This is a genomic window from Pseudomonas sp. NFACC51 (genome assembly GCF_900103575.1).
GTDB classification, from domain to species: domain Bacteria; phylum Pseudomonadota; class Gammaproteobacteria; order Pseudomonadales; family Pseudomonadaceae; genus Aquipseudomonas; species Aquipseudomonas fluorescens_Q.
Genome location: NZ_FMXH01000005.1, coordinates 235417 through 253518, shown reverse-complemented (window position 1 = coordinate 253518; position 18102 = coordinate 235417). Strand labels below are relative to the sequence as shown.

The following is an 18102-nucleotide window of genomic DNA, read 5'->3' as shown; positions in this document are numbered from 1 at the left end:
AGTGGCGTCTGCTGCGCAGCCGAGCGGGAGCAAGCTCCCTCGCCACAAAGGCATTGCTCTTCCCCAAAGCGGTGCTCTTGCGCAAGTCATTTCCCCTGCCAAAAGTCACACCCAATATTGCCAGTCGTCACTTTTTCAGCCCGTTTTTAAACCTTTTGGACTTTATGTGTTCTAGTTATCACTTGCGCATTTGCGCGGCTGCGAAAGTGCCGCTAAATTGCCATCATTGATACCGAGCATTCTGTTATGCGTATAGACGGCTTTTCATCCCAGTCCTATCCCATCAAGCGCAAGCCTCGTGCAGGCAAAATCGCTGAGCAAGAGTCCTTCGATGAAGATATCGATGGCGAACTGGAGTTTCCGTCTGAAGAGCAACTGGCTGCCCGCGCCGCCAAAGCCTCCGCGCAACGCCTGAGCAATCTTCCCGCCCGCCAGCAGGACATGCTTTACCACCGTGCGATGAGCCGCAGTGTCGCCACGGCCCTGGCTAGCTACCTGAGTACCGCCGGTTTCGTCGATTGGGATATGGAAGTGCTGGGTCTCGATCTCTACATCTGATGGTCTTGCCTTACTACCTGGGCTGCCCGTCCTGGAGCGAAAACGCCTGGCGCGATTATCTTTATCCCCAGGACGCCAAAACCTCCGACTTCCTGAATCTCTATTCCCAAGTATTCAATGCCGTGGAAGGCAATACGACTTTCTACGCCAGCCCCTCTGCGGCCATCGTCCAGCGTTGGGCCGAAACCATGCCCGGGCATTTTCGCTTCACCGCCAAACTGCCCGGTGACATCAGCCACAACGGCGACTTGCGTGAGCGGCTGACAGCCACCGAAACCTTCGTGCAATTGCTCAGCCCCCTGGGTGAGCGGGTTTCGCCGTTCTGGCTGCAATTATCCAAGGCCTTTACCCCCAATCGATTGCCCGAGCTGGCGGGTTTCATCGACGCTTTCGAGCGGCCGTTGGCCGTGGAAGTGCGCCACGATGAGTTCTTTGCCAAGGGCGATGCCGAACGGCGACTCAACCGCTTGTTGCTCGATCGCGGTATCGAACGTATCTGCCTCGATCCCCGGGCGCTGTTCAGTTGCACCTCCACCGACCCTGGCGTGCTCCATGCCCAATCGAAAAAACCGCGAGTGCCACCGCGACCGACGGCCTTCACCCAGTGCCCGCAGGTGCGCTTCATCGGCCATCCAGTGCTGGAAGCCAATGAACCGTTCCTGACGCCGTGGGTAGAGAAAATCGCCGGATGGATCGAAGAAGGGCGCACGCCTTATATCTTCCTGCACACCGCCGACAACCTGCTGGCGGCGAAACTCGCGCAACGCTTCCACACTCGCCTGATGAGTCGTTTGCCTGGCTTGCCGGCCCTGCCTGAGCTATATAGAGAGCCCGCCGCCGAGCAACTGGGTTTGCTCTGAGGCCAACACTCTCTGCCCAGGAGCGAACTACATGGATGCGCAAACTCGTCGAGCCCAGGCGTTCAAGGCCTTGCACGAACGTGAAGGGGCTTTTGTCATTCCCAACCCGTGGGATGTCGGTTCGGCCAAGATGTTGGCCAGCCTCGGCTTTGAAGCCCTGGCGACCACCAGTGCCGGCCATGCTTTTTCCTTGGGCCGGCCCGATGGCGCGCTGGGCCTGGAGGACACGCTGGCCAATGTGCGGGCGATTGTGGCGGCCACCGACCTGCCCGTAGCCGTGGACCTGGAAAATGGTTTTGCCGATGCCCCCGACGATTGCGCGCGTAACCTGCTCCGTGCGGCAGAGGCCGGTGCGGTGGGTGGTTCGATCGAGGATGCCACGGGGCGCGAAGACAGCCCGATCTATTGCTTCGAGCATGCGGTGGCACGGGTCAAGGCCGCCGCCGACGCAGTGCGCAGCTTGCCGTACCCCTTCCTGCTGACCGCCCGGGCGGAGAACTTCCTGCACGGCAATCCGGACCTGGACGACACCATTCGCCGCTTGAAGGCCTTCGCAGACGCGGGGGCCGACGTGTTGTACGCCCCGGGGCTGAGCAGTGCCGAGCAAGTGCTTGCAGTGGTGCGGGCCGTGGCGCCGAAACCGGTGAACGTGCTGATGTCCGGGGCGCTGGACTTGACCGTCGCGCAGTTGAGTGAGTTGGGCGTCAAGCGCATCAGCGTCGGATCGGCCCTGGCTCTGGCTGCCTATGGCGAGTTCTTCCGCGCCGCCGAAGAAATCCAGCAGCAGGGCACATTCACTTTCACGCGCCGCTCGATGCCATTCAAGCAGGCCAACCAATTATTCAAGGGTTGAGGCCCGAGGCAACGTCGTGCGGTTTTTGAAAGTTCTTGCTGTCGTGGCACTGCTCGTTGGCGTCGCAGTGCTGGGGGTATGGCGCGGCTGGGTGTCGCTGCCGCCCCAATGGAATCCCTGGGCGCCGCTGGACGTCAACCTTGCGCCGAACCTGCTGACCCGTTTCAAACTCATGGCCCTGCGCAACGACCCGCAGCTCTGCGACCAGGCCCTCGCCACCTCGGGGCTGCGCACCGCTCGCCAGGCTGACAGCGGTGCCCATACAGATTGCCCGCTGACCAACGTGCTGAGGGTACAGGGCGGTGAGGTGGCCCTGAGCAGCAGTTTCCTTGCCAGTTGCCCGTTGGCGGTGGCGTTCGCGCTATTCGAGCGCCATGCGTTGCAGCCGGCGGCAGTCGCGACCTATGGCCAGAGAGTGGCACGGGTTGATCATCTCGGCAGTTTTGCCTGCCGCAACATGTACGGTCGGGAAAGCGGGGCGCGCAGTCAGCACGCCACCGCCAGTGCGCTGGACATCGCCGGGTTTCGCCTGGCCGATGGCCGCACGATCAGCGTGCTCAGGGACTGGCCGAAGGACAGCGCCGACGCGCGGTTCCTGCGCCAGGTACGCGAGGGCGCCTGCGATATGTTCAGTGTGGTCTTGAGTCCGGATTACAACGCGGCGCACCGCAACCATTTTCATCTGGATGTCGGGCCTTGGTGGATCTGTCGCTAGTGTCCTGAGTGGATCAGGCGGCGATACGCAGGTTCTGCAGCACGATCGGACGTGCCCAGCGGGTGTCGAAGTCCAGTTGTTTCTGTTGTGCCACCAATTCCTCTTCCGGGAAGGGCGGGAACGGCTTGTCCAGCAAGTCGAGTTCGAACTCGGCGATTGGCAGGTGCAGTGGGCGCGGTTGCGGTGCCGGGCCGGGCTCCGGCAGCGGTTGGCCGGCGGTGAGAACGAGTGGACGAACCCAGTTGCTTTCGAAGGTCTGCTGTTTTTGCTGGGCGGCGATTTCTTCCGCTGGGAAAGGTGGGAACGGCTTGTCCAGCAGATCGAGTTCGAATTCGGCGATGGGCAGGAACAACGGCTCAGGCGGCTTGACCGGTGTATCGGTCACTTCGCAGGTGCGCTGGCTGATGATGTGTTCCAGCAACTCGGCGCCGAGGGTCGGTTCAACCGCTTCATCGAGGGCCACTGGCTGGTAGCTGCCAGGCGCCGGTGCGTTATCACCCAGTTGATCGGCCAGGGCCCGGGCGAAAAAATCCTGCCACAGGTGACTGACGCCGCTCAGCGCTTGGGTGTTACGCAGGCTGTAATCGCCGTAAGGGGAGATAACGCCTATCGATGTGGATTGAATGTCTGACATTTTTCTCGGTCGACGCTCAGCTCTGGCAAAATGCCGTTCACCGTTGTTATCGGCCGTTTTTGCCGATCCTTAATTTTTTGAGCATGTTTCCATGAGTGAGCAACCCGCGGCCTGCCGCATCCATGTCGAGGCCCTGGCCCCGGCCTTTCAACCGCAGGCCGAGCACTGGGCCGAGCGGCTTGGCCTGCCTTTGCAGGTGGACGATGGCGAGTTTGCCTTGCAGGTCGGCGAGCAGGGGTTGCAGTTGCAGCAACTGGGCCCGGACGCGCCAGGGCCGGTGCGGGTGGACTTCGTTGAGGGCGGTGCGGCCCACCGTCGGTTGTACGGCGGCGGCAGTGGCCAGATGATCGCCAAGGCGGTCGGCATTGCCCAAGGTGTGCGGCCACGAGTGCTGGATGCCACCGCCGGGTTGGGCAAGGATGCGTTTGTGCTGGCCAGCCTGGGCTGCGAGATGAGCCTGATCGAGCGTCAACCGCTGATTGGAGCGCTGTTGGAGGATGGCCTGGCCCGTGGGGCGGAGGATTTCGACGTGGCGCCCATCGTGGCGCGCATGCGCTTGCTCAAGGGCAATTCCATCGAGGTGATGCGCAACTGGGAGGGCGAGCCGCCCCAGGTCATCTACCTGGACCCGATGTTTCCCCATCGGGAGAAAACCGCCCTGGTGAAGAAGGAAATGCGCTTGTTCCGCCCCCTGGTGGGCGATGACCCGGACGCCCCGGCGCTGCTGGCCGCGGCCCTGGCCCTGGCGACTCACCGGGTGGTGGTCAAGCGCCCACGCAAGGCCCCATGTATCGAAGGGCCGAAGCCAAGTCATGGGCTCGATGGCAAATCCAGTCGCTACGACATCTACCCCAAGAAAGCGCTCAAGCCCTGAGACCGTGTCGCCTGTATCGCGAGCAAGCTCCCACATTGGATCTGTGGCGTTCATAAACCCTGTGGGAGCGAGCTTGCTCGCGATGTGGCCCTTCCAGTCAGCGAAAGGCTACCGGGGCGAGCTAAGGCCGATAAGCCCGCACAAACAACCCCACCACTTCCTGTACATGGGCCTCGGCGGCTTCGCCTTCCAACTGAGGCCCGCAGCCGTATAACAGACGGAAGTTCGCCGCGCCCTTGATCAGGCAGAAGAAATGCTCGGCGGCATTGCGCGGTTTGTCGATGCTCAGGGCGCCGCTCTGGTTGACCTTGATCAGCAGCCGCTCCATGCCTGAGAGCATCCGCTGTGGGCCTGCTTCGTAGAAGATCGTCGAGAGCTTCGGGTCTTGGCTGCCCAGGGCCATGATCAGCCGATGCAGGTTCAACGATTCCTCGCTGCTGACGAGCAGGTGGAAGCCACGGGCGATGTTCAGCAGCACGTGTTCGATCGGAACGCCGTCCGGCCATTCGAAAAACAGCGGCGGCACCTGCTCTTCACATTTGGCTATCACGGCAGCGGAAAACAGCGTCTCCTTGTCGTTGAAGTGACTGTAGACCGTCAGCTTCGAGACCCCGGCCTCGGTAGCGACGGCGTCCATGCTGGTACTGGCGTAACCCATGCTCACGAACAAGCGCTTCGCCGCGTCGAGAATGGCCTGGCGCTTGGCCAGGTCCTTGGGACGGCCGGGACCGGAGGGGATTGGAGGATTGTTCGACATTCTTCGCTTTAATACTGGACTGGTGAGTTTGCTATTAATAACATACTCGCCAGTATAATTATTCCAAGCACCATTAGCGAAAGGTCACTCGCCATGTTCCGCTATGCCTTGCCCCTCGCCGTGCCAGTCACCCTGGCTTTTTTATTGTCTGCGTGCGGTCATGACGAGCCGGTCCCGGTCGCCGTGCGCCCCGCCATGGTGGTGAAACCACAGCCTTCGGCCCAGGCGATGGACAGTTACCCCGGCGAAGTGCGCGCCCGTTTCGAGCCCGACCTGGCTTTTCGCATTGGTGGCAAAGTGAGTCGACGCCTGGTCGAAGAGGGTCAGCGGGTCAAGGCCAATCAACCATTGGCCGAGCTCGACCCCGAAGATGTGCGCCTGCAACTGGAAGCTGCCCGTGCCCAGGTCGCCGCCGCCGAGGCCAACCTGAACCTGGTACGCGCCGAGCGTGACCGCTACAAAACCTTGATGGAACGGCAGATGGTCAGCCGCTCCCAGTACGACAACGCCGAAAACCTTTACCGCTCCGGCACCGCGCGGCTCAAGCAGATCAAGGCCGAGTTCGACGTCGCCAACAACCAGGCCAGTTATTCGATATTGCGTGCGCCCCAGGATGGCGTCGTTGCCCGGCGTTCGGTGGAAGTCGGGCAGGTGGTGTCGGCCGGGCAAACCGTCTTTACCCTGGCCACCGACGGCGAGCGTGAAGTGCTGATCAGCCTGCCGGAGCAGGGTTTTGGCCGGTTCAAGATCGGCCAGCCGGTTTCGGTCGAACTGTGGAGCCAGCCCGACCAGCGCTTCAGCGGACGCATTCGCGAGCTGTCGCCGGCCGCCGATCCCAAGTCTCGCACCTTCGCCGCCCGTGTGGCCTTCACCGCCGGCAATGTTCCGGCCGAGCTGGGCCAGAGTGCGCGGGTGTTTATCCAGACCGCCGACAAGGTGCCGCTGTCGGTGCCCTTGTCGGCTTTGACGGCTGAAAATGGCGCGACCTATGTCTGGGTAGTCAACGCCAACAACACCCTGAAGAAAGTCCCGGTGCGGGTCGGCGCCTTCGGCGAAAAGACTGTTCCGGTGCTGGAAGGCCTCAGCCCCGATGATTGGGTGGTGGCGGCCGGCGTGCATGTGCTCCTCGACGGCCAGCAGGTGCGGCCGGTGGATCGCTCCAACCGCGTGGTCAATCTGACGGCCAAGGAGTAATCCCCGATGGGTTTCAATCTTTCCGAATGGGCGCTGCGTAACCGCCAGATCGTACTGTTCCTGATGTTGTTGCTGGCCGTCGTTGGCGCGCTTTCCTACACCAAGCTCGGCCAGAGCGAAGACCCGCCGTTCACCTTCAAGGCCATGGTCATCCGCACCAACTGGCCGGGCGCCACGGCCGAGGAAGTCTCGCGACAGGTCACTGAGCGCATCGAAAAGAAGCTGATGGAAACCGGCGATTACGAAAGAATCGTCTCGTTCTCCCGTCCGGGCGAGTCCCAGGTGACCTTCATGGCCCGTGACTCCCTGCATTCGGTACAGATCCCCGAGCTGTGGTACCAGATCCGCAAGAAAATCAGTGACATCCGCCACACCCTGCCGCCGGGTATCCAAGGGCCATTTTTCAACGATGAATTCGGCACCACCTTCGGCAACATCTATGCGCTGACCGGTGACGGCTTCGACTACGCCGTGCTCAAGGACTACGCCGACCGCATCCAGATCCAGCTGCAACGGGTCAAGGACGTGGGCAAGGTCGAACTGCTCGGTTTGCAGGACGAGAAGATCTGGATCGAGTTGTCGAACGTGAAGCTGGCGACCCTCGGCCTGCCCTTGGCGGCTGTCCAGCAGGCCTTGGAAGAGCAGAACGCCGTGTCGACCGCTGGCTTCTTCGAAACCGGCAGCGAGCGACTGCAGCTACGGGTTTCCGGGAATTTCCAGACCGTGGAAGAGATCCGCAACTTTCCGATCCGGGTCGCCGATCGTACGTTCCGTATCAGTGATCTGGCGGATGTGCGCCGGGGGTTCAATGACCCACCGGCGCCACGCATGCGTTTCATGGGTGAAGATGCCATCGGCCTGGCCGTGGCCATGAAGGACGGTGGCGACATCCTGGTGCTGGGCAAGGCCCTCGAGGTCGATTTTGCCCGGATCCAGAACACGCTCCCGGCCGGCATGCAATTGCGCAAGGTGTCGGACCAGCCGGCGGCGGTGAAGACCGGGGTCGGTGAGTTCGTCCAGGTGTTGGTGGAAGCGCTGACGATTGTGTTGCTGGTGAGCTTCTTCTCCCTTGGGCTGCGCACCGGGATGGTGGTGGCCCTGGCGATCCCGCTGGTGCTGGCAATGACGTTTGCCGCGATGTACTACCTGGGCATCGGCCTGCACAAGATTTCCCTCGGCGCGCTGGTATTGGCGCTGGGGCTGCTGGTGGACGACGCGATCATCGCGGTGGAGATGATGGCGATCAAGATGGAGCAGGGCTTCGACCGGATCAAGGCCGCCAGTTTTGCGTGGACCAGCACGGCATTCCCGATGCTCACCGGTACGTTGATCACCGCGGCCGGCTTCCTGCCAATCGCCACCGCGCAATCGGGCACCGGCGAATACACCCGTTCGATTTTCCAGGTCGTGACCCTGGCATTGCTGGCATCCTGGGTGGCTGCCGTGGTGTTTGTGCCGTACCTGGGGGAAAAGCTCCTGCCGGACCTGGCGAAAATTCACGCGGCCAAACATGGCACGGCTGACGGCCAGACCGACCCGTACGGCACGCCGTTCTATCAGCGTGTCCGGCGGATGGTGGAGTGGTGCGTACGTCGCCGCAAAACCGTCATCATCCTGACCGTGCTGTTGTTCGTCGGCTCGGTGGTGTTGTTCCGTTTCGTGCCGCAGCAGTTCTTCCCGGCATCGGGGCGGCTGGAACTGATGGTCGACCTGAAGCTGCAGGAAGGCGCCTCCCTGAGCAACACCGCCGAGCAGGTCAAGCGCCTTGAAGCGCTGCTCAAGGACCACGCGGGCATCGACAATTACGTGGCCTACGTCGGCACCGGTTCACCGCGCTTCTATCTGCCGCTGGATCAACAACTGCCGGCGTCCAGCTTTGCCCAGTTCGTGGTGCTGGCCAAGACCATCGAAGACCGCGAACCTTTGCGCAGTTGGTTGATCGCGACCCTGAACGAACAGTTCCCGACCCTGCGCTCGCGGGTTACTCGCCTGGAAAACGGCCCGCCGGTCGGCTACCCGGTGCAGTTCCGCGTCACGGGCGAGCACATCGAAAAGGTCCGCGCCCTGGCGCGCAAAGTGGCGGAGAAAGTTCGCGAAAACCCTTATGTGACCAATGTGCACCTGGACTGGGAAGAGCCGAGCAAGGTGGTGTACCTGAACGTCGATCAGGACCGTGCCCGAGCCCTCGGGGTGAGCACGGCCACCCTGGCAAGCTTCCTGCGCAGCTCCCTTACCGGCTCCAGCGTCAGCCAGTACCGGGAAGATAACGAACTGATCGAGATCCTGCTGCGTGGCACGGTGCATGAGCGCACCGAGTTGTCGTTGCTGCCGAGCCTGGCGGTGCCGACCGACAACGGCAAGAGCGTTGCCCTGTCGCAGATCGCGACCTTGGAATACGGTTTCGAAGAAGGCGTGATCTGGCACCGCAACCGCTTGCCGAGCGTGACCGTACGGGCCGATATCTACGGCAAGGAACAACCGGCGACGCTGGTGCAGCAGATCTTCCCGACCCTGGAGCCGATTCGTGCGCAACTGCCGGACGGTTACCTGCTGGAGGTGGGCGGTACGGTAGAGGATTCGGCCCGCGGCCAGAAATCGGTGAACGCCGGGGTGCCGTTGTTCATCGTGGTGGTGTTGACCCTGCTGATGCTGCAACTGCGCAGTTTTTCGCGCACGGCCATGGTGTTTCTCACCGCGCCACTGGGGTTGATCGGTGTCACGCTGTTCCTGTTGATGTTTCGCCAGCCGTTTGGTTTTGTCGCCATGCTCGGTACGATCGCGCTGTCGGGGATGATCATGCGCAACTCGGTGATCCTGGTGGACCAGATCGAACAGGACATCAAGGCGGGGCTGTCGCCCTGGCAGGCGATCATCGAAGCGACAGTGCGCCGCTTCCGCCCGATTGTGCTCACGGCACTGGCGGCGGTGCTGGCGATGATCCCGCTGTCGCGCAGCCTGTTCTTCGGCCCGATGGCCGTGGCGATCATGGGCGGGTTGATCGTGGCGACGGCGTTGACGTTGCTGTTTTTGCCCGCGTTGTATGCGGCTTGGTTCAGGGTCAAGAAAACCTGATCAACAGCTGCACACCGAACCTGTGGCGAGGGAGCTTGCTCCCGCTGGGCTGCGTAGCGGCCCCAAGCTTTTGCGGTTGCTGCGCAACCGAGCGGGAGCAAGCTCCCTCGCCACGGGATCGTGGTTTGTCAGCTAGGCAGTGTGTTCATCGCGAGCAAGCTCCTTCAGTTGGTTCGGGTTGGGGCTCAGAGGGTGCCGAAAACCTTCTTCGCCAAGCTGGTCGCCGCCGCCGCCGGGTTCTGGCGAATGGTGGCTTCCTGCTTGCCAATCATCTCGAACAAGCCGTCCAGCGCCTGCTCGGTCACGTAGTTTTCGATGTTGGCGCTCTTGGTGTCCAGCACACCGAAGGTCGCGGCCTGGCCGGCGAAGGCATTGTATTTCTGCGCCAGGCCGACCTTGTCGGTGGCTTGCTTGACGATGGGCAGGAACTTGGCGCGGATCTGCTCGCGGCTGCTCTTGTTCAGGTATTGCGTGGCCGAGTCGTTGCCGCCGCTCAAGATGCCCTTGGCGTCGCTCACGCTCATGTTCTTCACGGCATTGACCAGGATCGGCTGGGCCTGGACCACGGCAGCCTCAGCGGCCTGGTTCATGCTGGTTTCCAGTTGATCGACCTGTTCACCCATGCCGAAGGCCTTCATCTTGCTGGCGACTTTACCCAGCTTGCCTGGCAGTTCGATTTTCACATCCGGGTTGTTGCTGAAGCCGCCGGGTGTGCCCAGTTGCTTGACCGCCACCTGCGCGCCTTGGGTCAAGGCGTCCTTGAGACCGCCCGTGGCGTCTTTTTGCGACAGGTCGCCCAAGGACAGGGCCATGGCATTGGCGCAGATCAGCAGGCCCGCGCACAGGCCGGTGAAACGGAGAGTAGGACGGAGCATGAGGGCTTCCTTGAAGAGAATTTGAAAAGGACTCAGCGTGCGGCGTTGACGCGAATCTTCAACGGCTGCGGATCCTTGCCATCGAGTTGCACGGTGTGTTGTTCGGTGGTGATGAACATCAACTGGCCGTCCACTTCGATGCGGGCGCTCACGGCATAACGGTGGCCGGGCTTGACCTGGGTTGGATCATAACTGAGGTGGAACGGCAGCGGGACCTGGCCTTTGATCGGGCCGCTCTGCTCATCGAGGACCACCGCAGGGGCGTCGGCGAGGGAAACGTCCTGCAGGCTCACGCTCAAGGTAGCGTTGGGTGGCAGGGCAATGCGTTGCAGATAGAACACTTCGCCATCGAGGGCCGCAACGGTCGTGGAGGGGGGCGTTGCCGATTGGCAAGCGGCCAGTAATGCCATGGATGCAAGCAGAGCTAGTTTTTTCATTGGATGCACCTGGCTCATTGACGCCAGCCACACGGGCGTCAATGAGCATTTAGCGGATTTGCGTCCAAGCATCCATTCGTAACGTCGCGGTTCAGGAACCGAACGCGGGTGCTTGAACAGTTTCAGCCAGCGATGCTGGCGCCAGGCTCAGCGGGATGTCAACGTGTTGATTGCCGCCATCCCAGGTGAAGGCCTGTTCGGTTTCAAGAAAAAGAGCGGTGTCGCCTCGGTACGCTTGTGCCTTGACCGAGAGTTTCTCCCCTACGGGTGTCATCTTGGGCTCGACAAGAAAGCGATATTGCCAAGGCTGCTGGGCCGCTGGCTCCTTAGGCGCCACATTGGAGCCCTGGCCGCCGCTGGCGCTGATCTGTGCACCGGCTGCATTTCGCACACTGACTTCGGTGCGAGCGTCTTCCGGGAGTTGAAAGCCTTCGGGCAGTTGCAGGGTTAACGTGATGATGTTCATGCTGAATTCCTTTTCAGTACGTCGACATTGACGTGAACCCATCCTAGAGGCCTGCTCCAAAGTTCTCTGTAGGCCTTTTCTTCGTTTGACGTCACCTTAGCCGCTGCGCGGTGTCGGAGTAAACTCGTTGACTGCCCCATCAACTCACCGGAACCTTCCATGTTTCTCGGTGAGTGATCGGCAACCTTCAACTGTCGGGGCTGATGGCGACGTCCACTGCATCGTCACTGCGATGCAGCGCCACCTGACGGATCGACAGGCGAATTTCCGCTGGCAGCACCCGCTTGGCTGCGCCTTCGGCCAGTTCGCCCAGCAGCTCGTGGTAGCTGAGTTTGCCGGCTTCGTCGCGGCGCAGTACATCGAGGTCGAGCATCGTCTGGATGAAGTGGCGGAACAGGCTCTTGTCGAAGAACTCCGGCGCATTCAGGCCATGCAGGATCGACAGGCGCTGGGCCATGACGGTGCAGAGGTCTTCCAGCTCTTCGGCGCTGACGCTGTTCTGGCCGCTGTTGAGCAGCAGCGAGACGGTCATGTAGAAGCGCTGCAAGGTCTGGGCAATGCTTTTTGACAGCAGGGTCAGCAGCACGAAATGCCGCGAACTTGGCGCCGGACGCAGGTACAGGTCTTTTTCGAAACGCAGCAGCCCTTGTTCGACGAATGCTTCAAGCCACTGGTCGACCACGCCGTCCAGTTCTTCCAGCGACCAGCGAATGAACAATTCCGATTGCAGGTACGGGTACAACGCATGGGTGTAGCGCAGGATCTGCTCGCGACTCATGCGCGAGCTGCTCTGGAAGAAGCTCGCCAGCAACGCCGGCAGGGCGAAGATGTGCAGGACGTTGTTGCGGTAGTAGGTCATCAGTACCGCGTTCTGCTCATCCAGGTACAGAATCTTGCCCAGGGCATCGCTCTGTTCCGACAGCAGGTCCATGCCTTTTACATGTTCGATCAGCACCCGGCCATCGCCTTCGGGCAGGGTGGTGTGGGGCGAGTACGGGACCTTGCGCAGCAACGCCAGGTACAGGTCCAGCACCCGGGCCATGGCGCGGTCGTCCAGGGCCAGGCGGCTGGTGGACAGCAGCGCCAGGGCGACCAGGTTGACCGGGTTGATCGCAGCGGCTTCGTTCAGGTGCCGGGCCACGCGCTCGCCGAGGCGGTGGGTGGTCGCGTTGAGCCAGGCCGGCTTGAACTGCGGGCCCAGCTCCTGTTGGCGCCAACCCGGTTGTTCGCCGTCGAGGAATTCCGCCAGCTTGATCGGCTCGCCGAAGTTCACCGCCACCTGGCCGAAGCGTTGCTTGAGGGCGCCGATGACCTTGAAGATGTCGAAGATCGATTCTTTTTTCTTGCTGGCCCCACGCAGTTCGCCCAGGTAGGTGCGGCCTTCCAGTACGCGCTCATAACCGATGTAGACCGGCACGAACACGATGGGCATGCGCGATGAACGCAGGAAACTGCGCAGGGTGATGGCGAGCATGCCGGTCTTGGGTTGCAGCATGCGCCCGGTGCGCGAACGCCCACCCTCGACGAAGTACTCCACCGGGAAACCTTTGGTGAACAGCGTGTGCAGGTATTCGTTGAACACGGCGGTGTAGAGCGGGTTGCCCTTGAAGGTGCGACGCATGAAGAACGCCCCGCCACGGCGCAGCAGGCCACCGATCACCGGCATGTTGAGGTTGATGCCGGCGGCGATGTGCGGCGGCGTCAGGCCGTTGCGAAACAACAGGTACGACAGCAGCAAGTAGTCGATGTGGCTGCGGTGGCACGGCACGTAGATGACTTCGTGGCCCTGGGCAACGTTTTGCACACCTTCGATGTGGTTGACCTTGATGCCGTCGTAGATCTTGTTCCAGAACCAGCTGAGCACCACTTCCAGAAAGCGGATCGCGGTGTAGGTGTAGTCCGAGGCGATTTCGTTGCCATAGCGCAGGGCCTGGGCCTTGGCTTTTTCCGGGGTGATCTTTTCCCGCTCGGCCTCGTCGATAATCGCCTGCTTGACCAGCGGCTGGTTCAGCAGGCCCTTGACCAGGTTGCGCCGATGGGAAATGTCGGGGCCGATGACCGCGGCCTTCAGGTTGCGAAAGTGCACCCGCAGGATCCGTTGGGCCATGCGCACGGTGCGTTCGTGGCCCTTGTCATGCTCGATCAGCTCGCGCAGGTGGATCGGCGCGGAGAACTGCACGCGGGTCTTGCGCCCCAGGATCATGATGCTCAACAGGCGACGCAGGCGCCCGGTGACGGCCCAACTGTCGGCGAACAACAGCTTCCAGGGGCTGGACTCGCTGTCGGGCGACTGGCCCCAGAACACGCTGACCGGGATGATCTGCGCGTCTTCGGCGGCATTGTGGGTCAGGGCGTTGACCAGCCGCGTCAGGGTGGGCGGCGCACCGCGCTTGTCCTGGCGCCCGATCCAGTCCGGCGCCGGCGTCAGGTAGAAAAACGCCGCCGGCTCCAGCAGGTTACCCACCGAGACCGGCAGCACCGGACGGGGCAGGCCGGCCTTGGTGCATTCGGTGTCGAGCACCGCCAGGTCAGTGAGCGAAGGATCTTGCAGGACGTAGAACACCGGACGACTGCGGTCGAGGTTGAGGGTGAAGGACGACTGGTTGATCGTCTCTGAGCGAACCCAGAGGTACAACAGTCGGCGCAGGGTGCCAAACACAAGACGGCGGAACGGGGAGCGGGTCATACGGCTTCTGCATGAGTGAATAAAACCGAGCGGCTGCTCGGGCTCGCTAGTGTGCCGGATTCATCGAAAATCGGCAAAAAAGCGCCGAAGTAAAGTCAGTTGAGAGTTTTTCCGGGTGTCATATACTCGCCAGGTTGCTACCCGGCCTCCCCATGGACGGCCTGACGGTGGTGAAAGTTCGTACGGCTTTCCATCGAAAAGCCGACTTATAAGATAAAAATGGGAGTGAGCATCATGGCAGCACGGGAAACCGGCAGTGTGAAGTGGTTCAACGACGCCAAGGGTTACGGCTTCATCCAACGCGAAGGTGGGGCGGATGTGTTCGTGCATTACCGCGCCATCCGCGGTGAAGGCCACCGTTCCCTGACCGAAGGCCAGCAGGTCGAATACGCCGTCGTGGAAGGCCAGAAAGGCCTGCAGGCTGAGGATGTGGTGGGGTTGTAAACCGCATTCACTGGCTACACAAAACCCATTGCGGGAGCGAGCTTGCTCGCGATAGCGGTGTGTCAGTCACTTCTAGTCTGGCTGATCTGCCGCTATCGTGAGCAAGCTCGCTCCCACATTGGCTCTTCGGTGGGCTGGAAGTCAGCGTCACGCCGTCTTCCAGGTAATCTCTTCTTCCCCGTCGGCACTGATGCGAATCCAGCGATCCGCCGATTCCTCGCCTTCTTCCTCGACCCATGACCCAGGCGCGCAGCGCACTTCGACGTTCAGTGCGGCGAAGGCGGCGCGGGCGCAGGCGATGTCGTCTTCCCACGGGGTCTGGTCACTTTCCAGGTACAGGCTGTTCCATTTGCCCACGGCCTTGGGCAGCCAGGTCACCGGGATGTTGCCGGCCTTGCACTTGTAGGTCTGGCCTTTCTGGACCCAGTCGCTGCACGGGCCCAGGGCCTGGCCGAGCCAGGCGGCGATGGCCTTGTGGTCGACGTCGGCGTCTTTGAGGTAAATCTCGATATCGGGTTGGCGCATGGATATCCTCGCTGCGGTCTTGAAAAATCCATTCGCGGATTTAACGGGGCCCGAGCGGTTGCCCGGGCCCGGAATCAAAAGGTTATTGAAGAACGAAATAATCGTAGCGCATCGACACCGTGACCTGGAACGGCTCGGCCTGCTCGATCACGCTGGCACGGCGTTCGGCACTGGCGCGCCAGCCGTGGGGCGTCATGGCCAGCAGATTGGCGCGGTCCTGGCCATTGGCGAGCGTCAGCTTGAATTCGAGGGTTTCACTGTGATCCAGCACCATGCCCGGCGGCACCAGGGCCAGGTGCTTGTCGTCGATGTATTCGCGCACTTCGTCGTACAGGCGCTCGCGCAATTCCATCAGGTGGCCGGCGGTGGGGCCGACTTTCATCAGGCCGCCGCCGGGGCTGAGCAAGCGCTTGGCCTCCTGCCAGTCCAGCGGACTGAACACGCTGGCCAGGAACTGGCAGCAGCCGTCCGCCAGCGGCACCCGGGCCATGCTGGCGATCAACCAGGTCAGCTGCGGATTGCGTTTGCAGGCGCGCTTGACCGCTTCTCGGGAAATGTCCAGGGCATAGCCATCGGCGTTGGGCAACGCTTCAGCGATCTGCGCGGTGTAGTAGCCCTCGCCACAACCAATATCCAGCCAGCGTCCGGGCGCGCGTTCGGCGGCCAGTTCCGCCAGGCGCCGGGCGACCGGGGCGTAATGCCCGGCGTTGAGGAAGTTGCGCCGGGCTTCGACCATCGCCTGGTTGTCGCCGGGGTCGCGGCTGTTCTTGTGCTGCACCGGCAGCAGGTTCAGGTAACCCTGCCGCGCGCGGTCGAAGCGGTGGCCGGCCGGGCACACCACGCCGTTGTCCACCGCGTTCAGCGGTTCACTGCAAATAGGGCAGGCGAGCATCAGGCGAGCAACTTGATCAGCGTCTTGTAGTAGATCTCGGTCAGTACGTCGAGATCGGCGGCCAGTACGCGTTCGTTGACCTGGTGGATGGTCGCGTTGACCGGCCCCAGTTCCACCACTTGCGTACCCATGGTGGCGATGAAGCGACCGTCGGACGTGCCGCCGCTGGTGGACGCCTGGGTCTCCCGGCCGGTAACGTCCTTGATGCTCGACGATACGGCGTCGAGCAGCGCACCGGGTTCGGTGAGGAACGGCAGGCCAGACAGCGCCCAGTCGATGTGCCAGTCCAACTGGTGCTTGTCGAGGATGTCGGCGACGCGCTGTTGCAGGCCTTCGACGGTGGATTCGGTGGAGAAACGGAAGTTGAACACCGCCACCAGGTCACCGGGGATCACGTTGGTCGCGCCGGTGCCGGCGTTGAGGTTGGAGATCTGGAAACTGGTGGGCGGGAAGAAGTCGTTGCCGTGGTCCCAATGCTCGGCGGCCAATTCTGCCAACGCTGGAGCGGCCAGGTGGATCGGGTTTTTCGCCAGGTGTGGATAAGCCACGTGGCCTTGTTTGCCGCGCACGGTCAACTTCGCGCCGAGGGAACCGCGCCGGCCATTCTTGACCACGTCGCCCACCAGCGTGGTGCTCGACGGTTCGCCGACGATGCACCAGTCCAGTCGTTCCTGACGGGCCTTGAGGCGCTCGATCACGGCCTTGGTGCCGTGGTGGGCCGGGCCTTCTTCATCGCTGGTGATCAGGAAGGTCAGCGAGCCCTTGTGGTCCGGGTAGTCGGCGACGAACCGTTCGGCTGCCACGACCATCGCCGCCAGGCTGCCTTTCATGTCCGCCGCGCCACGACCGCAGAGCATGCCATGCTCGTCGATGACCGCATCGAACGGGTCGAGCTGCCAGGCCTGCACCGGACCGGTCGGCACCACGTCGGTGTGCCCGGCGAAGCACAGCACCGGGCCGTCATGCTTGCCGTGGCTGGCCCAGAAGTTATCCACATCCTCGATGCGCATCGGTTCGAGCGTAAAGCCTGCGTTGCCCAGGCGCTGCATCATCAGTTTCTGGCAATCGGCATCCACCGGCGTCACGGACGGACGGCGGATCAGATCGCAGGCGAGTTGCAGGGTCGGCGAGAGGTCGGCGTGGGCCGTCATGGAAGCTCCGGAAATATAGAATGGACGCAAGGCTTGTACAGGCGCGGGCAGGCTCGCGCAAAATGGCAGTTATCTTATAGCAAAACGACCACCATGGGCCCCTGGTGCGGGACAGGTGGAACACAAAACCTGTGGGAGCGAGCTTGCTCGCGATGGCGTCAGATCAGCCAGCATCGATGTCGACTGATACACCGCCATCGCGAGCAAGCTCGCTCCCACAGAGGTTTTGCTTAATTTGCTCCAGCAAAGCCCTATAATGCGCGCCGGTTTTTGGGGTAATGGTCATGAGTACAGAAGATCCACGGTTTGCCGGCATCGCCCGTTTATATGGCATCGAAGGCCTGGCGCGCCTGCGGGCGGCCCATGTGGCAATTGTCGGGGTGGGCGGTGTCGGCTCCTGGGCGGCGGAAGCCATCGCCCGTTGCGGCGTGGGCGAGATCTCGCTATTCGACCTGGACGATGTTTGCGTCAGCAACGCCAACCGTCAGTTGCACGCACTGGACAGCACCGTCGGCAAGCCCAAGGTCGAGGTCATGGCCGAGCGGCTGCGCGGGATCAACCCCGATTGCACGGTGCATGCGGTGGCCGACTTTGTCACCCGCGACACCATGGCCGAATACATCACACCGAACATTGACTGCGTGATCGACTGCATCGACAGCGTCAACGCCAAGGCTGCGCTGATCGCCTGGTGCAAGCGCCGCAAGATCCAGATCATCACCACCGGTGGCGCGGGCGGGCAGATCGACCCGACGCTGATCCAGGTCTGCGACTTGAACCGCACGTTCAACGATCCACTGGCCTCCAAGGTACGTTCCACCTTGCGCCGCGACTACGGCTTTTCCCGCACCGTGACCCGCCACTACAGCGTGCCTTGCGTGTTCTCCACCGAACAACTGCGCTACCCGAAACCGGACGGCAGCATTTGCCTGCAGAAAAGTTTTGTCGGCGACGGCGTCAAGCTCGACTGCGCCGGTGGGTTTGGCGCGGTGATGATGGTCACGGCGACGTTTGGCATGGTCGCGGCGACCAAGGCTGTGGATAAGATTGTGGCCGGAGTGCGGCGACCGGCTGACAGGGTCAAGCCTGGGCAGTGAGCGCTTTTGTGG

Annotated in this window: 19 protein-coding genes; 10 read left to right on the top strand and 9 right to left on the bottom strand. The window is 62.1% G+C overall.

Annotated elements, in window-relative coordinates:
* From BLT00_RS32005 to BLT00_RS12870, 5 genes are all read left to right on the top strand, one after another.
* A partial coding sequence (locus BLT00_RS32005; protein ID WP_218190193.1) for a hypothetical protein occupies positions 1-230 on the top strand: 230 nt, incomplete at its 5' end.
* A 16-nt stretch (positions 231-246) separates the two neighbouring features.
* Positions 247-558: a hypothetical protein gene (locus tag BLT00_RS12885; protein WP_063322791.1), complete on the top strand. Its 312-nt coding sequence runs from the start codon at positions 247-249 to the stop codon at positions 556-558.
* Positions 558-1418: a DUF72 domain-containing protein gene (locus BLT00_RS12880; RefSeq protein ID WP_092144001.1), complete on the top strand. Its 861-nt coding sequence runs from the start codon at positions 558-560 to the stop codon at positions 1416-1418. The genes BLT00_RS12885 and BLT00_RS12880 overlap by 1 nt, the downstream gene beginning before the upstream one ends.
* 31 nt (positions 1419-1449) lie before the next feature.
* A complete protein-coding gene (locus BLT00_RS12875; protein WP_092144005.1) occupies positions 1450-2271 on the top strand; it encodes an isocitrate lyase/PEP mutase family protein in 822 nt (273 codons plus the stop codon).
* Between the two features lie 16 nt (positions 2272-2287).
* Positions 2288-2986: an extensin-like domain-containing protein gene (locus tag BLT00_RS12870; protein ID WP_092144008.1), complete on the top strand. Its 699-nt coding sequence runs from the start codon at positions 2288-2290 to the stop codon at positions 2984-2986.
* A gap of 13 nt (positions 2987-2999) precedes the next feature.
* Here BLT00_RS12870 and BLT00_RS12865 read toward each other — a convergent pair whose 3' ends face one another.
* A complete protein-coding gene (locus tag BLT00_RS12865; RefSeq protein ID WP_092144011.1) occupies positions 3000-3620 on the bottom strand; it encodes an energy transducer TonB in 621 nt (206 codons plus the stop codon).
* A gap of 91 nt (positions 3621-3711) precedes the next feature.
* On the opposite strand from BLT00_RS12865, the gene BLT00_RS12860 reads away from it, so the two are divergent.
* The gene (locus BLT00_RS12860) at positions 3712-4494 is read left to right on the top strand and encodes a class I SAM-dependent methyltransferase (protein WP_092144014.1); all 783 of its coding nucleotides are present in this window, start codon (positions 3712-3714) and stop codon (positions 4492-4494) included.
* 121 nt (positions 4495-4615) lie between these two features.
* Here the strand turns inward: BLT00_RS12860 and BLT00_RS12855 are convergent, their stop codons facing one another.
* Positions 4616-5251, bottom strand: a complete 636-nt coding sequence (locus tag BLT00_RS12855; RefSeq protein WP_092144017.1) for a TetR/AcrR family transcriptional regulator — start codon at positions 5249-5251, stop codon at positions 4616-4618.
* A 93-nt stretch (positions 5252-5344) separates the two neighbouring features.
* Here BLT00_RS12855 and BLT00_RS12850 point away from each other — a divergent pair, with 93 nt between their 5' ends.
* Both BLT00_RS12850 and BLT00_RS12845 read left to right on the top strand, forming a co-directional pair.
* Positions 5345-6445 (top strand): efflux RND transporter periplasmic adaptor subunit, encoded by a 1101-nt coding sequence (locus BLT00_RS12850; RefSeq protein WP_092144020.1) that lies wholly within the window; start codon positions 5345-5347, stop codon positions 6443-6445.
* Positions 6446-6451: 6 nt separating this feature from the next.
* The gene (locus BLT00_RS12845) at positions 6452-9517 is read left to right on the top strand and encodes an efflux RND transporter permease subunit (RefSeq protein WP_092144024.1); all 3066 of its coding nucleotides are present in this window, start codon (positions 6452-6454) and stop codon (positions 9515-9517) included.
* A 185-nt stretch (positions 9518-9702) separates the two neighbouring features.
* Here BLT00_RS12845 and BLT00_RS12840 read toward each other — a convergent pair whose 3' ends face one another.
* The 4 genes from BLT00_RS12840 to plsB form a co-directional block, all read right to left on the bottom strand.
* Positions 9703-10392 (bottom strand): DUF4197 domain-containing protein, encoded by a 690-nt coding sequence (locus BLT00_RS12840; protein WP_092144027.1) that lies wholly within the window; start codon positions 10390-10392, stop codon positions 9703-9705.
* Between the two features lie 32 nt (positions 10393-10424).
* Positions 10425-10829, bottom strand: a complete 405-nt coding sequence (locus BLT00_RS12835; protein ID WP_063322781.1) for a YbaY family lipoprotein — start codon at positions 10827-10829, stop codon at positions 10425-10427.
* A 91-nt stretch (positions 10830-10920) separates the two neighbouring features.
* Entirely contained in the window at positions 10921-11295 is a 375-nt protein-coding gene (locus BLT00_RS12830) for a hypothetical protein (RefSeq protein ID WP_092144030.1), read from the bottom strand.
* 187 nt (positions 11296-11482) lie between these two features.
* Positions 11483-13981, bottom strand: a complete 2499-nt coding sequence (gene plsB, locus BLT00_RS12825; protein ID WP_092144033.1) for a glycerol-3-phosphate 1-O-acyltransferase PlsB — start codon at positions 13979-13981, stop codon at positions 11483-11485.
* A gap of 234 nt (positions 13982-14215) precedes the next feature.
* Between plsB and BLT00_RS12820 the strand changes: the two genes are divergently transcribed.
* Entirely contained in the window at positions 14216-14425 is a 210-nt protein-coding gene (locus tag BLT00_RS12820) for a cold shock domain-containing protein (RefSeq protein WP_003198198.1), read from the top strand.
* 147 nt (positions 14426-14572) lie between these two features.
* Here BLT00_RS12820 and BLT00_RS12815 read toward each other — a convergent pair whose 3' ends face one another.
* The 3 genes from BLT00_RS12815 to dapE all read right to left on the bottom strand — a co-directional run bounded on the left by BLT00_RS12815 (position 14573) and on the right by dapE (position 16993).
* Complete coding sequence (locus tag BLT00_RS12815; RefSeq protein WP_003198200.1) at positions 14573-14950, bottom strand: hypothetical protein; 378 nt, start codon at positions 14948-14950, stop codon at positions 14573-14575.
* Positions 14951-15032: 82 nt separating this feature from the next.
* Positions 15033-15842: a putative RNA methyltransferase gene (locus tag BLT00_RS12810; RefSeq protein WP_092144036.1), complete on the bottom strand. Its 810-nt coding sequence runs from the start codon at positions 15840-15842 to the stop codon at positions 15033-15035.
* Positions 15842-16993: a succinyl-diaminopimelate desuccinylase gene (gene dapE / locus BLT00_RS12805; RefSeq protein ID WP_092144038.1), complete on the bottom strand. Its 1152-nt coding sequence runs from the start codon at positions 16991-16993 to the stop codon at positions 15842-15844. The genes BLT00_RS12810 and dapE overlap by 1 nt, the downstream gene beginning before the upstream one ends.
* Positions 16994-17271: 278 nt before the next feature.
* On the opposite strand from dapE, the gene tcdA reads away from it, so the two are divergent.
* Positions 17272-18090: a tRNA cyclic N6-threonylcarbamoyladenosine(37) synthase TcdA gene (gene tcdA / locus BLT00_RS12800; RefSeq protein WP_063322775.1), complete on the top strand. Its 819-nt coding sequence runs from the start codon at positions 17272-17274 to the stop codon at positions 18088-18090.
* Positions 18091-18102 lie beyond the last annotated feature (12 nt).

Coding starts and splice junctions, on each gene's coding strand:
- BLT00_RS12865 (WP_092144011.1), bottom strand. CDS start 3,620: ATGTCAGACATTCAATCCACATCGATAGGCGTTATCTCCCCTTACGGC.
- BLT00_RS12830 (WP_092144030.1), bottom strand. CDS start 11,295: ATGAACATCATCACGTTAACCCTGCAACTGCCCGAAGGCTTTCAACTC.
- dapE (WP_092144038.1), bottom strand. CDS start 16,993: ATGACGGCCCACGCCGACCTCTCGCCGACCCTGCAACTCGCCTGCGAT.
- BLT00_RS12860 (WP_092144014.1), top strand. CDS start 3,712: ATGAGTGAGCAACCCGCGGCCTGCCGCATCCATGTCGAGGCCCTGGCC.
- BLT00_RS12820 (WP_003198198.1), top strand. CDS start 14,216: ATGGCAGCACGGGAAACCGGCAGTGTGAAGTGGTTCAACGACGCCAAG.
- BLT00_RS12845 (WP_092144024.1), top strand. CDS start 6,452: ATGGGTTTCAATCTTTCCGAATGGGCGCTGCGTAACCGCCAGATCGTA.
- BLT00_RS12850 (WP_092144020.1), top strand. CDS start 5,345: ATGTTCCGCTATGCCTTGCCCCTCGCCGTGCCAGTCACCCTGGCTTTT.
- BLT00_RS12855 (WP_092144017.1), bottom strand. CDS start 5,251: ATGTCGAACAATCCTCCAATCCCCTCCGGTCCCGGCCGTCCCAAGGAC.
- BLT00_RS12875 (WP_092144005.1), top strand. CDS start 1,450: ATGGATGCGCAAACTCGTCGAGCCCAGGCGTTCAAGGCCTTGCACGAA.
- BLT00_RS12810 (WP_092144036.1), bottom strand. CDS start 15,842: ATGCTCGCCTGCCCTATTTGCAGTGAACCGCTGAACGCGGTGGACAAC.
- BLT00_RS12815 (WP_003198200.1), bottom strand. CDS start 14,950: ATGCGCCAACCCGATATCGAGATTTACCTCAAAGACGCCGACGTCGAC.
- plsB (WP_092144033.1), bottom strand. CDS start 13,981: ATGACCCGCTCCCCGTTCCGCCGTCTTGTGTTTGGCACCCTGCGCCGA.
- BLT00_RS12840 (WP_092144027.1), bottom strand. CDS start 10,392: ATGCTCCGTCCTACTCTCCGTTTCACCGGCCTGTGCGCGGGCCTGCTG.
- tcdA (WP_063322775.1), top strand. CDS start 17,272: ATGGTCATGAGTACAGAAGATCCACGGTTTGCCGGCATCGCCCGTTTA.
- BLT00_RS12885 (WP_063322791.1), top strand. CDS start 247: ATGCGTATAGACGGCTTTTCATCCCAGTCCTATCCCATCAAGCGCAAG.
- BLT00_RS12880 (WP_092144001.1), top strand. CDS start 558: ATGGTCTTGCCTTACTACCTGGGCTGCCCGTCCTGGAGCGAAAACGCC.
- BLT00_RS12835 (WP_063322781.1), bottom strand. CDS start 10,829: ATGAAAAAACTAGCTCTGCTTGCATCCATGGCATTACTGGCCGCTTGC.